A 13,197-nucleotide genomic window follows, 5' to 3' on the forward strand; every position below is an offset into this window, starting at 1 on the left:
GGCGCTGTGAGCCGGGGGCGGGGACCGGCCCGTCGGCCCCCGCCCCCCTCCTTCAGCCCACCGCTCCCTCCGCGATCGCGTCCGCCACCTCCGTCACCCGTGCCGTCTCCTCCTGGGCGAAGCGCTCGCGGTCGAGGCGTTCCGCGATCTCCTCGTCCTCGGCCATGAGCAGGTCGAGGTTGGAGTCGCCGAGGTCGAGGACGCCCATGTCCACGTACGCCTGCTGGAGGCGTTTGCCCCACAGGCCGATGTCCTTGACGCAGGGGACGATGCGGCTGAACAGCAGCTTGCGGAACAGATGCAGGAACTCGTTCTGCTCCGAGAACTCCTCGGCCTCCGCCTTGGGGATGCCGAAGTTCTCCAGGACCTCGATCCCGCGCAACCGGTCCCGCATCAAGTAGCAGCCCTCGATCACGAACTCCTCGCGCTCGCGCAGTTCGGCGTCGGAGAGCTGCTTGTAGTAGTCGCGCAGCGCCATCCGCCCGAACGCCACGTGCCGCGCCTCGTCCTGCATGACGTACGCGAGGATCTGCTTGGGCAGCGGCTTGTCCGTGGTGTCGCGGAGCATCCCGAACGCGGCGAGCGCCAGGCCCTCGATGAGCACCTGCATACCGAGGTACGGCATGTCCCAGCGGGAGTCGCGCAGGGTGTCGCCGAGCAGCCCCTGGAGGTTGTCGTTGACCGGGTAGAGCATCCCGATCTTCTCGTGCAGGAACCGGCTGTAGATCTCGGCGTGCCGGGCCTCGTCCATGGTCTGGGTCGCGGAGTAGAACTTGGCGTCCAGGTCCGGCACCGACTCCACGATCCGCGCCGCGCACACCATCGCGCCCTGCTCGCCGTGCAGGAACTGGCTGAACTGCCAGGCCGAGTAGTGCCTGCGCAGCTCGCCCTTGTCCTCGTCGGTCAGCTTCGCCCAGTAGCGCGTCCCGTACAGCGTCATCGACTCGTCGGGCGTGCCGAGCGGGTCGTACGGGTCGACCTCAAGGTCCCAGTCGATGCGCTTGGCGCCGTCCCACTGCTTGTCCTTGCCCTTCTGGTAGAGGGCGAGCAGGCGTTCGCGCCCGGAGCCATTCTTCTGGCCAGGAAACATGGCCTCCCAGCTGAAGCGCGCCGCGCCCGACGCCGGGACCTGCCACAGGGGGTCGTGCGGGCCGTTCACATAGAGGTCTTGCGTCGACACGTGCGGCTCCTTCGCCTCGCGTACCTCGTACGGACGTACTGGGGGGATTGCCTGACTGTCCGTTACACGCCGGTTCACTGGCAGGCTCACACGGTGGTAGACGCCGGGTCAACAAGTCGGGGCCAAGGGATTGACGGGCTTGCTGACAAGCAGTCTCATAAGAGGTGACCGCCGGTACGTCACGACCGATACCGCCCCGGCCGATCGCGAATCGGCCCGGACCGACCCCCAGCCGAGGTGCCACCAGCCATGACGACCGTGACCGAAAGCGAGCTGCTCCACGACGCGCTCGGCCTGCTCAGGGACCGCGAGGAGGTCGCCGAACGACTGCTCGCGTCCTCCGCGCGGCACTCCTTCGACCCCGACAAGGAGCTCGACTGGGACGCGCCGTTCGAGGACGGCAAGTGGTTCTGGCCGCCGGAGCTCCTCTCCCTCTACGACACCCCGCTGTGGCGCAAGATGTCCGAGGACCAGCGCTTCGAGCTCGCGCGCCACGAGGCCGCGTCGCTCGGCTCGCTCGGGATCTGGTTCGAGATCATCCTGATGCAGCTGCTCGTACGGCACATCTACGACAAGCCGGTGACCAGCAACCATGTGCGCTATGCGCTCACCGAGATAGCCGACGAGTGCCGGCACTCGATGATGTTCGCCCGGGTGATCAAGAAGGGCGGATCGCCCACGTATCCGGTCCCCCGGCTCTACCACAACCTCGCGCGCGTCCTGAAGACCGTCTCGACGACGCCGGGTTCGTTCGCCGCGACGCTGCTCGGCGAGGAGATCCTGGACTGGATGCAGCGGCTCACGTTCCCGGACGACCGGGTGCAGACGCTGATGCGCGGCGTCACCCGGATCCATGTGGTGGAGGAAGCCCGCCATGTCCGGTACGCCCGCGAGGAGTTGCGCCGCCAGATGGTGACCGCGCCGCGCTGGGAGCGGGAGCTCACCCGGGTCAGCTGCGGGGAGGCCGCGCGCGTCTTCTCCACCTGCTTCGTCAACCCGCAGGTGTACGAGAACGTGGGCCTGGACCGTCGCGAGGCCGTCGCGCAGGTGAAGGCGAGCGGCCACCGGCGCGAGGTGATGCAGAACGGGGCGAAGCGCTTGACCGACTTCCTGGACGACATCGGGGTGCTCAATGGCGTGAGCCGTCGGCTCTGGGTCAGCTCGGGGTTGCTTGCGCGGTAGCCGCTTCGGGGGTGCGGTGTCCTTCGGCTGCGGACCGTGCTGGGCTGGTCGCGCAGTTCCCCGCGCCCCTTGAGCAACCCGGTACCGCGGTGCGCTGCCACACAGCCGCTCAGCCGTGCCCGCGCGGGGGCGCATCGGTCCGAGCCAACTGCTCCCGGGCCCCGGGGCAAAGCTGCGGCACGGGGATTACGCTGCCAGCATGACGTCACCGGCCACCACCCCCGCGTACCGCAGGCTGAGCGTCGAGGAGCGCCGCACTCAGCTCCTGGACGCCGCGCTGTCGCTCTTCGCGCACCGGGCGCCGGAGGACGTGTCGCTCGACGACGTGGCCGAGGCGGCCGGGGTCTCGCGGCCGCTGGTGTACCGGTACTTCCCAGGCGGCAAGCAGCAGCTGTACGAGGCCGCGCTGCGCTCGGCCGCCGACGAGCTGGAACTGTGCTTCGCCCAGGCCCAGACCGGCCCGCTCACCCACCGGCTCGCCCAGGCCCTGGACCGCTACCTCGCGTTCGTGGACCAGCACGACGCCGGGTTCTCCGCGCTCCTCCAGGGCGGCAGCGTCGCCGAGACCTCGCGGACGACCGCGATAGTCGACGAGGTGCGCCGGGCGGCCGCCGAGCAGATCCTCGTCCACCTCGGGGTGGAGGCACCGGGTGCACGGCTGCGGCTGATGGTGCGCACCTGGATCGCGGCCGTCGAGGCCGCCTCGCTGATCTGGCTCGACGAGGAGAAGCAGCCCCCGTTGCCCGAGCTGCGCGACTGGCTGGTCGACCACCTCGTCGCCCTGCTCACCGCGACCGCCGCGACCGACCCGCAGACGTCGGCCGTCGTACGGGCGGCGCTCGCCCTGGAGTCCGCCGAGGGCCCGGCCGGGGTCCTCGCCCGCCGGATCGTCCCCGTCGTCGCCGAGGCGACCCACCTTCTGTGACACGCGGTGCGCGAGCTCGGCCCGTGACCGGTGTGACACTTGTGGCGTGCAGAGCGAGAACACCCTCTTTGTGGGCGGGCCCCTCGACGGGCGCGTCCTGCCCGTCCTGATCGGCCCGTCGGGCAAGCCGCCCCAGTGGTACGAGGTACCGGTCCCGGACGCCGACGGCGGCCCGCCGACGGTGTACGCGTACCGGCGCGAACCCGCCGGACACAGCAAGCGGCTCGGCATCCAGCGCGGCTGGAAGTACACCTACGCCCCCGAGGGCCGCGAGCCCCGCCGCTGGCCCTGGACCAAGCCGACGCCCCGCACGTAGACGGGGTACTTGGCGCGATAAGCTCGCTGGTCCACGCCGTGCCGCAGGGGGAGTTGAACCATGGAGGCGCTGACCGCCGAGGAACCGCGCGAGCTCGGTCCGTATCGCATGCGGGCCAGACTGCGCGAGACCGGCACGGCCCGGGTCTATCTCGCCCACGGCGCCGACGGACGCGGTGTCTCCGTCACCGCCGCCCGCCCCGATCTGGCCGCGCTGCCCGCCTTCCGCAGCCGCTTCCGCGACGAGGCACGGGCCGCCGAACGCCTCGCCGGGCCATGGGTGGCGCCGGTGCTGGCGACCGGGCCGGAGGAGTGGCTGCCGTGGCTGGCCACCCCGTTCGCGGCCGCGCTCACCCTCGCCGAGGCGGTGGCGCTCGCCGGACCACTGCCCGAGGCGACCGTACGTACGCTCGGCGCGGCGCTCGCCACCACGCTTGAGCGGGCGCACTCGGTGACCGGCGCGGCGTTCCAGGGCCTGGGCGCCGACGTCGTCCTGCTCACCGCCGACGGGCCGCTGGTCACCGCCTTCGGCGTGCTCGGCGGCGCCAGCGCGGCGAGCGCCGGGGAGGGCGGCCGACTCGGCGTGACCGTCGGCTATCTGACGCCGGAACAGGTCGCCGGGGAGAAGCCCGGCCCCGCCGCCGACGTGTTCATGCTGGGCATGCTGCTCACCTACGCGGCCGGGGGCGCGGGCCCCTTCGACGCGGGCCCGGCCGACGCGGCCGCGCACCGCATCGCGCACTCCGTCCCCGACCTCACCCCGGTCCCGGCCGCGCTGCGCCCGCTGCTGGGCCGCTGTCTGGCCAAGACGCCCGGCTCGCGCCCCTCCCCCGCCGAGGTGGCGGCGGAGCTGGTGCCCGGCGGGGTGGACGCGGTGCTGCCGGACGCCTGGCTCCCGCCGGGCGTGGCGACGGCGATCGCGGAACGGGCCGCGCAGGCACGGGAGTTGCCCGGGGTGACGCTCGGGGGCACGGTGCTGTGGCCCGCCGACGCGGCACCGGGTGCCGCGCCTGTGCCCGCCGCCCCGCAGGCCGCCCCCGCCCCTCCCCCGGCACCGGAGACGGCACCCCCGCTCCCCACGTGGTCACCCCCGGCCATCCCCACCCCGAGCACCCCCGGATCACCCCTCTCCCGTATCACCGCCGACCGCAGGTCGCTCCTGACAGCCGGGCTCGCCTCCATCGCCGGACTCGCGCTCGGGGCGGGCGCGGTGCTCGCGTTCGACGGGGACGGCGGGGACTCCAAGAGCCCGGCGGTCGACGCCAAGCCTGTGGCCCGCCCGCAGCCCGTGCCCGGCACGCCACCCACCGCCCGCTGGGGATACGCCGTACCCGGCGGCAAGCTGCTCGGTACCCCGCTCGTCCAGGGCGCGGTCCTGGTCGTCCCCGGCGCCGCGCTCACCGGCGTCGACCTGCGCACCGGAAAGCAGCTGTGGAACCGCCCGGAGCTGGCCGGGGTGGCCCAACTGCAGCCCGCCGACGCCGAGTTGGCGTTCGGCGCGGGCCCCACCGACTTCATCTGGTTCGCCGTCGCGGATGGCTCCATCCGCCAGAAGGTCGCGTACACCTCACTCGCCCCCGGCATGAGCACCCCGGAGGTCCGGGCGCACGAGGACACCACGGTGTGGTTCACCGCCACCGTCGGCAAGGACTCCGCCCTCTACGCGTACGACATCACCCACCGCACCGTCCTGTGGCGCAGACCGCTGGGCCGGGGCGAGACCTTCGAGTGGGCCACGCCGTACGGCGGCCAGCTGATCTCCCGCCGCCCGGCGGCCTCCCCGCCCAAGGGCGCCAAGCAGGTGCTCGGGGAGTTCTTCGCCGTCGACCCGAAGACCGGCAAGGACGTGTGGTCGCGGACATACGGCTCGGTGCTCCCGACCGACCCGGCGGTGCTCACCCCCGACGGCACCCTGCTGACGCAGGCGGGCGGCGGCCTCCAGGCGTTCGACCTCACCACCACGAACCCGCGCTGGCAGCACCCCAAGGGCAAGGCCGCGTACGGAACTCCTGTCTCTGACAAGGGAGTTGTGTACGTACCGGACAACGGTACGCAGGTGACGGCGCTCGGGGCGGCGGACGGGCAGCAGCGGTGGGCGGGGACCACCGACCTCGCGCTGGGCACGCCGGTGGAGACGCGGACGGTGGCGGGCGCGTCCGGGCGTACGCTCCTCGCCCTCGACCCGTTCCAGGTCACGGCGTTCGACGCGGCGAGCGGCGAGCGGCTGTGGAAGTTCCAGGACGCGGGCACCAAGGAGGAGTCGGCGGACCGGGGCGTCTACCGGGCCGTGGTGGCGGGCGCGGACACGGCGGTGGTGTGGCACGGGGCGACGCTGTACGCGCTGCCGGTGTCGTAAGCGGTCGTAAGCAGGTGTCGTAGCGCCTACGCAAGCGGCCGCACCGGTGTACGGCCGGACGGGTGAGGGATTCGCACCGTTCACCCCGCTCGGCGGGCATCGCGGCGGGCCACCGTGCCACCATCCGACCGGAGGTGAGCACGTGTCAGTCGGAACTCTGCGCTCGGTGTGCACCGCTGCGGCCGTGGCGGCCGCACTGGTGTCGGCCGTCCCCACCGCGCATGCCGCGCCCACACCGCCCGAGAGCTCGGTGAGCGGTCTGCTGACGCAGTTGCAGACGCTGTACCGGCAGGCGGAGGAGGCGTCCGAGGCGTACAACGCGGCCGAGGAGCGGCTGAAGCTGCGGGCGGCGGACGAGAAGAAGGTCGCGGCCGGGCTGACGAAGGCGCGTGTGGCGCTCGCGGACAGCCGCGCGGCCGCCGGCCGCCTGGCCCGCGAGCAGTACCAGGGCCGCAGCGAACTCTCCATCTACATGCAGCTGTTGCTGGCCCGCGACCCGCAGGGCGCGCTGGACCAGGGGCATCTGCTCCGGCGGGCCGCCGACTCGCGCCGGGCGACCGTGACCCGGCTCGCGCGGACCGAGCGGCAGGCCGACGCGCTGGCGCGGGCCGCCCGTAAGGCGCTGGACGAGCAGACGACGCTGGCCGCGCGGCGGCGTACCGCGCGGGACGCGGTGCGGGCGCGGCTGAAGGACGTGGAGGGTCTGCTCTCCGCCCTGAGCGCGGACCAGCTCGCGGAGCTGGCGCAGCTTGAGCAGCAGGGCATGGCGAAGGCTCAGCGGGATCTGCTGGCGACGGGGGCGTTGAGCGGGGTGCGAGCGCCTTCCGAGGAGGGTGAGCAGGCGCTCAAGTACGCGGTGGGTCAGCTCGGGAAGCCGTATGTGTGGGGCGCGGAGGGGCCGGGCTCGTACGACTGCTCCGGCCTGACCTCCCAGGCGTGGGCCCATGCGGGCCGGGCCATCCCGCGCACCAGCCAGGAGCAGTGGGCGGAGCTGCCCCGGGTGCCGCTGCGCGCCCTGCGCCCCGGTGACCTGGTCGTCTACTACCCCAAGGCCACGCATGTGGCGATGTACCTCGGCGACGGCCTGGTGGTCCAGGCCCCGCGCCCCGGGACCCGGGTGAAGATCTCCCCGATCGCGGCGAACCCGCTCCTGGGCGCGGTCCGCCCCGACCCGTCGGCGGTCCCGCTGCGCTCGTACCACCCTCCGCGGCTGCCGCCGGGTGCGACGGAGGGGTCGGACGAGGGGTACGCACCGGAGTCGCCCCCGGGGGAATAGCCCCCACCCCGCCCCTTCCCGAAACTCTCCGAGGGATGGTGTTCGGCTGCGGATCGTGGGGGCTGGTCGCGCAGTTCCCCGCGCCCCTAGGAGGGCCCGAAGGGCCCATCTTCAGGGGCGCGGGGAACTGCGCGAGCAACCCCCACCGGCGGGCAGCCAAAAGAACCAGGCCGCCCGCCCAGGGGTTTAGGGAAGGGGCGGGGTGGGGGCGGACACCTCGGCCAAGTACGCCCCCGTCCTCTCCTCCTCGAAGAAGAAGTTCTCGAAGTCCGCCGGGTCGTCGAAACCGTTCGCGAAGCGGTCGGCGACCGGCTGGAGTTCGGACGCCGCGCCGATCAGGTTGAGAACATGCTCCGGCGGCGGCCCCAGCATCGCGTTGGTCCACTTCACCACCGGCCCCGCCGTGGACCAGTACCGCTCGAACGTCGCCCGCATCCACGCCTCGTCGAACACCCCGTCCCCGTGCGACACGATCGACGCCAGGTAGGAAGCCGCGCACTTGGAGGCGGAGTTGGAGCCCTGGCCGGTGATCGGGTCGTTGGCGACGACCACGTCGGCCACGCCGAGCACCAGGCCGCCGCCAGGCAGCCGCCCGACGGGGTTGCGGACCGTCGGCGCGTAGCGGCCCGCCAACGTACCGCCCTCGTCGGTCAGTTCGACCTTCGTCGCCCGCGCGTACTCCCAGGGCGTGAACTTCTCCATCAGGGAGAGGGTCAACGACAGGTGCTCGGACGGGTCCGTCACGCCCTGGAACACGTCCAGCGGGCCGCCGGGGATGCCCTCCCAGAAGAGGATGTCGGCACGCCCGGACGTCGTCAGCGTCGGCATCACGAACAGTTCGCCCACACCCGGCACCAGATTGCAGCGCACCGCGTCGAAGTCGGGGTGCTCGGGGCGCGGGCCGAGCCCGTGCACGTACGACACCGCCAGCGCACGCTGCGGCTCGGTGAACGGGGAGCGCGAGGCGTCCCGGCCGAACATCGAGACCAGCTCGCCCTTGCCCGCGGACACCAGCACCAGGTCATACGTACGGGCGAAGAAGTCCAGGTCGGAGACGGCCGCGCCATGGATCACCAGCTGGCCGCCGCGCTGCGCGAACGTCTCCATCCAGCCCGCCATCTTGACCCGCTGGTCGACCGACTGCGCGAAGCCGTCGAGGCGCCCCACCCAGTCGATCGGGCGCGAGCCGTCCGGCGCCGCGACCGACACGCCCACGCCCTCGATACGCGGGGCCTGGGACTCCCAGAAGTTCAGGCCGAGGTCCCGTTCGTGCTGGAGCGCCGTGTGGAACATGCACTGCGTGGACATGACCCGGCCGGACCGGATCTCGTCGGACGTCCGGTTGGACATCAGGGTGACCTCGTACCCCTGGGACTGAAGTCCGAGGGCCAGCTGAAGACCGGACTGACCGGCTCCGACTATCAGGATTCTCCGCATACGAAATTTCTCCGATACCGATACGTAAAGGGGCACGACACGGGGGGTGGCGGGTCTTGAATCGGGTTTTGCGAGGACGTGCCGGAGCTACTCCGGCAGCTCCTCCAGCGCGTGCGACACCAGGCTCAGCAGCGACTCGATCACCGTGATCCGGTCCCGCGCGTCCATGATCACCACAGGGATGTGCGGCGCCACCGTCAGCGCCTCCCGGACGTCCTCGGCCTCGAACGACTCGGTGCCCTCGAAGTGGTTGACGGCCACGATGTACGGCAGGCCGCAGCTCTCGAAGTAGTCGAGCGCCGGGAAGCAGTCGGTGAGGCGGCGGGTGTCGGCAAGGACCACCGCGCCGATCGCGCCGCGCACGATGTCGTCCCACATGAACCAGAACCGCTGCTGCCCGGGCGTACCGAACACGTACAGGACGAGGTCGTCGTCGAGGGTGATGCGGCCGAAGTCCATGGCCACCGTGGTGGTCGACTTCTCCGGGGTGGCCGCGAGGTCGTCGGTGGCCTCGCTCGCCTGGGTCATCACCGCTTCGGTCTGCAGCGGGGTGATCTCCGAGACCGAGGAGACGAACGTCGTCTTGCCCACGCCGAAGCCGCCCGCCACCACGACCTTGGTGGCGATGGGGGCCCTGGTGCGGTCGCGCTGCCAGTCCTTCAGCTCCTCCTCGAAGGGCTCCTCGGGAGCCGGAACGTCGGAGGCCAGGACGTCAGAGCCTGCGGAGTCCACTGAGCACCCTTTCGAGCAGTGCGCGGTCGGGCCTGCCGGGGCCGTGCCCGGTCCCGTACACACGGATCCTTCCCTGGTCGGCCAGGTCGCTGAGCAGGACGCGGACGACGCCGAGCGGCATCCGCAGCAGCGCCGAGATCTCCGCGACCGTCCGCATCGCGCGGCAGATCTCCACGATCGCCAGCATCTCCGGCATGATCCGCGCCGCGCTCCCGGTGAGCGCCTTGCGCTCCTCGGGCGCCTCGATGGCCGCCACGAACGTCTCCACGAGCAGGACGTGCCCGAAGCGGGTGCGCCCGCCCGTCAGCGAGTACGGGCGTACGCGGGCCGGTTTGCGGCCGGCGCCTCGTATCGGCAGCTTCGGGGCGGACGGACTCATTGGGCGGCCTCCATCGACTGGCGCAGCTCGCTGCGGAGTTCGGGGGTGAGCACATGTCCGGCGCGGCCGACGAAGAGCGCCATGTGATACGCGACCACACTCATGTCGCAGTCGGGTGTGGCGTGCACACCGAGCAGCGAGCCGTCGCTGATGGCCATGACGAAGACGCTGCCCTGCTCCATCGCGACCACCGTCTGCTTGACGTTGCCGCCGTCCATCAGGCGCGCGGCCCCATGGGTGAGGCTGGCGATGCCGGAGACGATGGTGGCGAGGTCGGCGCTGGAGCCGCGCGGGCCCTGGGGGCGCGGCTCGGGGCGGGCGCGGCGCTGTTCCGGGTCGGAGGAGAGCAGCAGCAGTCCGTCCGACGAGACGACCGCGACCGAGATGAGCCCCGGCACCTCCTCCACGAGATTCTTCAGCAGCCAGTGCAGATTGCGTGCCTCGCTGCTCAGTCCGAACGTGCCGGTGCCGGTCGCAGTCAACTGCGTGCCTCCTCGACTGTCTCCCCCGTCTGTTGTGGTGTCTGTACCGTCTTCTCTTCGTTACGTACGTCCTGGATCTCCGACTCGGCGTCCCGGCGGCCCTCCAGGGCGCCCTGCTGGAACCCGCCGAGGCGGCGGCGCAGGGCGTCGGCGACATCGGCGCCGCCCTTGCGCGCGGCCGGTGCGGTGGTGCCCGCCTTGACCACCTTCGGGGTCCGCTTGGGCAGCCCCTTGTCGGTGATGCGCTGCGCGGGCACGACGGGCTCGGGCGCCTCGGGCTCGGGCGTGGGAAGCCGCATCTCGAACGTCGGCTGGTCCACGACCCGCTCGTGCGCGTCGGGCTCACCGGCGTCCGGCTCGACCGTCTCCGGCTCGGCCGCCTCCGCCTTGACCAGCGGAATCTGCCCCGACCGTTCCGTACGCTCCGGCAGCACATTGGAGTTGGCCTCCGCAAGCGCCCCCGGCAGCGTGAACCTCGGGGCGTCGCCCGGGGCCGGCATCACATGCGGCGCCGCGACCGGCGGCGTCGTCGGCAGGATCGGCTCGGGCAGCACGACCACCGCCGCCACCCCGCCCTGCTTCTGCTCGCGCAGCTCGATGCGTACGCCGTGGCGGCGCGCCAGCAGCGCGGCGACATGCAGGCCGAGGCCGCCCGCGTCCGTGCCGGGCTCCCCCGGCTCGTACGTGGAGGGGTCCGCGAGCCGCAGGTTCAGCTCGGTGCGGCGCTTGGGACCGATGCCGATGCCCTCGTCCTGGACCGAGAGCATGATCTCGCCGTTCTCCAACTGCCAGCCGGAGAGCTGCACTTGGACGTCGGGCGGCGAGAACGAGGTGGCGTTCTCAAGCAGCTCGGCGACGAGGTGGCTGAGGTCGTCGGCCGCGAACCCGGCGACCTGCGCGTGCGGCGGGACGGCCTGGATGACGACCCGCTCGTACCGCTCGATCTCGCTGACGGCGGCCCGCAGCACATCCACCAGCGGGACCGGGCCCGGGTGGTTGTGGTGGTGCTCCGCGCCCGCGAGGACCAGCAGGTTCTCGCCGTGGCGGCGGATGACCGTGGCCATGTGGTCGAGCTTGAAGAGCGTGGCGAGCGCGTCCGGGTCCTGCTCGCGCTCCTCCAAGCCCTCGATGATGCCGAGCTGACGCTCGACCAGACCGAGGCTGCGCAGGCCGAGGTTGACGAAGGTGTGCTGAACCGTCCCGCGCGTCCGCTCCAGTTGCGCGGTCAACTCCCGTACGGAATCGGTGAGTTCGGCGCGCTCCGCGAGCAGCGCCGCCCGCTCGTCGGCGAGCGCCAGCTCGGCGCCGCGCGCGCTCGCGACCTCCGCGCCGAGGGTGTCGGCGCGTACGCCGAGGTCGCACAGGCGGCCGTGGAGCGTATTCAGGGACCGTACGACCTGGGCGAACTCGTCGTTGCGGCCGGTGAAGCGGACCGGCTCCTCCGTCTGGGGGGCCGCCGCGAGCCGGGCCGCGCCGCGCCGCAGCACGGCGAGCGGGCGGGTCAGCGAGCGGGCGGTGCCGGACGAGACGCCGATGGCGAGCAGCACGAGCGCGCCCACCAGCGCGACCTTGATCTCCAGGTCGGTGACGTCGTCGTCGCGCAGCGCCTCGAACCGCTTGACCTCGGCGGCCGCGAGGGCCGACTGGGTGCCGCGCATCCGGTCGACCCGGGCGGTGAGCGCGGCGTCGACCTTGTCGGCGCCCAGCTTGCGGTCGGCGGCGCTGAGTTGGGGCTGGTCGGTGAGACGGGCGAGATAGCGCTCGGCGGCGTCGACGTCCGGGCCGGTGACCGTGGTGGCGAGCTTGTCGCGCGCGGCGGCCGAGGCGGCCTGGTCGAAGTCGGCGAGCGCCGACTGCTCGCGCACCCGCGCCTGCTGCCCGGCGGCGCTCAACGCGTCCCGGGTGTGCGCCTCGTCGCTGTCGCCCGGATCCTTCTGTACGTAACGCCCGCTGATGGGGTCGTACACCGTGCCGGTGGACTTCTGCGGCACGGAGAGCGCGGCGACGAGCAGGCCCCGGGTGGCGGAGGCGAGTTCGGCGGCGCGGCCCAGGTCGGCGGGGGCGCGAGTGGCCTCGGCGGCGCGCGGCGGTGTCTTGTCGGCGAGCTCGTCGGCGACGGCGAGCAGCTTGGCGATGACGTCCGTGTACGCCCGGTTGGCCTCCAGGGCGGTGCCCTTGCCGGTCAGGATGGTGCGGCGCAGGGACGGCACGGTGGCGAGGTCGCGGCCGAGGGCGGCGGAGGCGTTGGCGCGGATCTCGTCGATACGCCGGTCGACCTGGGTCGCGCGGTCCTTGAGCCCGGCCTCCTGGCGCGGGTCGCGGCCGCCCGCGATGTACGCGGTGACGTCGTCGCGCTCGTCGCCCAGCGCGTGCGCGAGGGTGACGGCCTGCTGGTCGAGCTGGGCGAGCGTGACCAGGTTCTGCGAGTCGTTGAGGTCGGAGGACGCGGTGAGCACGGCGGGCGCGCCCGCGCCGAGCACGGTGAGCGAGACCACGGCGACCGAGGCGACCAGCCGGGTCCGTACACGCGCGGTGCGCGCGGCGCCCTCGGCCGGGTCGCCGTCCTTGCCCCGAGGCCGCTTGTTCTGCACCGGTGCTCTCAATCTTGACTCGTCCGCCCATGAAGCCGAGGTGACGACCGGTCATGCGTCTGATGCGCCCTGTGCGACGCGTTCCCACCCCTGCGCGGCTTCCGACCATTCCAGTGGTTTTGGGAAGGAGGCATGCAACATCCACCCCGCCACCCGAACGAGTGAACAACACTCGGGAGTTGGCCATCAACTCCCGCGGAATGCCTGCCCCCGTTCGTGCGCGCGGCCGGTTGGAACTTCCGCGCGGGCTTTGGCAGGATGCCCGCCCACAGCTTTCTGACAGGTCCACATCCGTCGGGAAAACCGCACTCCGCCGCACTGGTCCAGGCCAATTCACCGGCC

11 protein-coding genes are annotated in these 13,197 nt (G+C 72.2%); 5 read left to right on the forward strand and 6 right to left on the reverse strand.

The features are described from left to right. Positions 1-52: 52 nt before the first annotated feature. Positions 53-1,180: a ferritin-like domain-containing protein gene (locus BG418_RS33125; RefSeq protein ID WP_188277761.1), complete on the reverse strand. Its 1,128-nt coding sequence runs from the start codon at positions 1,178-1,180 to the stop codon at positions 53-55. 249 nt (positions 1,181-1,429) lie between these two features. Between BG418_RS33125 and BG418_RS33130 the strand changes: the two genes are divergently transcribed. From BG418_RS33130 to BG418_RS33150, 5 genes are all read left to right on the forward strand, one after another. Further along, positions 1,430-2,362 carry a diiron oxygenase gene (locus BG418_RS33130; RefSeq protein ID WP_188277762.1) on the forward strand — a complete coding sequence of 311 codons (933 nt, stop codon included), beginning with the start codon at positions 1,430-1,432 and terminating at the stop codon, positions 2,360-2,362. Between the two features lie 199 nt (positions 2,363-2,561). Further along, positions 2,562-3,287 carry a TetR/AcrR family transcriptional regulator gene (locus BG418_RS33135; protein WP_188277763.1) on the forward strand — a complete coding sequence of 242 codons (726 nt, stop codon included), beginning with the start codon at positions 2,562-2,564 and terminating at the stop codon, positions 3,285-3,287. Between the two features lie 46 nt (positions 3,288-3,333). Next, positions 3,334-3,603: a hypothetical protein gene (locus BG418_RS33140; protein WP_188277764.1), complete on the forward strand. Its 270-nt coding sequence runs from the start codon at positions 3,334-3,336 to the stop codon at positions 3,601-3,603. Between the two features lie 60 nt (positions 3,604-3,663). After that, positions 3,664-5,958 (forward strand): PQQ-binding-like beta-propeller repeat protein, encoded by a 2,295-nt coding sequence (locus BG418_RS33145; protein WP_188277765.1) that lies wholly within the window; start codon positions 3,664-3,666, stop codon positions 5,956-5,958. Between the two features lie 142 nt (positions 5,959-6,100). Next, positions 6,101-7,234 carry a C40 family peptidase gene (locus BG418_RS33150; protein ID WP_188277766.1) on the forward strand — a complete coding sequence of 378 codons (1,134 nt, stop codon included), beginning with the start codon at positions 6,101-6,103 and terminating at the stop codon, positions 7,232-7,234. Positions 7,235-7,420: 186 nt separating this feature from the next. Here BG418_RS33150 and BG418_RS33155 read toward each other — a convergent pair whose 3' ends face one another. The 5 genes from BG418_RS33155 to BG418_RS33175 all read right to left on the reverse strand — a co-directional run bounded on the left by BG418_RS33155 (position 7,421) and on the right by BG418_RS33175 (position 12,855). Next, the gene (locus tag BG418_RS33155; RefSeq protein ID WP_188277767.1) at positions 7,421-8,671 is read right to left on the reverse strand and encodes a styrene monooxygenase/indole monooxygenase family protein; all 1,251 of its coding nucleotides are present in this window, start codon (positions 8,669-8,671) and stop codon (positions 7,421-7,423) included. 87 nt (positions 8,672-8,758) lie between these two features. Beyond that, positions 8,759-9,403 carry an ATP/GTP-binding protein gene (locus tag BG418_RS33160; RefSeq protein ID WP_188277768.1) on the reverse strand — a complete coding sequence of 215 codons (645 nt, stop codon included), beginning with the start codon at positions 9,401-9,403 and terminating at the stop codon, positions 8,759-8,761. Beyond that, positions 9,384-9,782: a DUF742 domain-containing protein gene (locus BG418_RS33165; RefSeq protein ID WP_188277769.1), complete on the reverse strand. Its 399-nt coding sequence runs from the start codon at positions 9,780-9,782 to the stop codon at positions 9,384-9,386. The genes BG418_RS33160 and BG418_RS33165 overlap by 20 nt, the downstream gene beginning before the upstream one ends. Next, entirely contained in the window at positions 9,779-10,264 is a 486-nt protein-coding gene (locus BG418_RS33170; protein ID WP_188277770.1) for a roadblock/LC7 domain-containing protein, read from the reverse strand. The genes BG418_RS33165 and BG418_RS33170 overlap by 4 nt, the downstream gene beginning before the upstream one ends. Further along, positions 10,261-12,855 carry a nitrate- and nitrite sensing domain-containing protein gene (locus tag BG418_RS33175; protein WP_317453843.1) on the reverse strand — a complete coding sequence of 865 codons (2,595 nt, stop codon included), beginning with the start codon at positions 12,853-12,855 and terminating at the stop codon, positions 10,261-10,263. The genes BG418_RS33170 and BG418_RS33175 overlap by 4 nt, the downstream gene beginning before the upstream one ends. Positions 12,856-13,197 lie beyond the last annotated feature (342 nt).

The sequence above is a fragment of the Streptomyces sp. CBMA152 genome, from assembly GCF_014596475.1.
Lineage (GTDB): Bacteria > Actinomycetota > Actinomycetes > Streptomycetales > Streptomycetaceae > Streptomyces.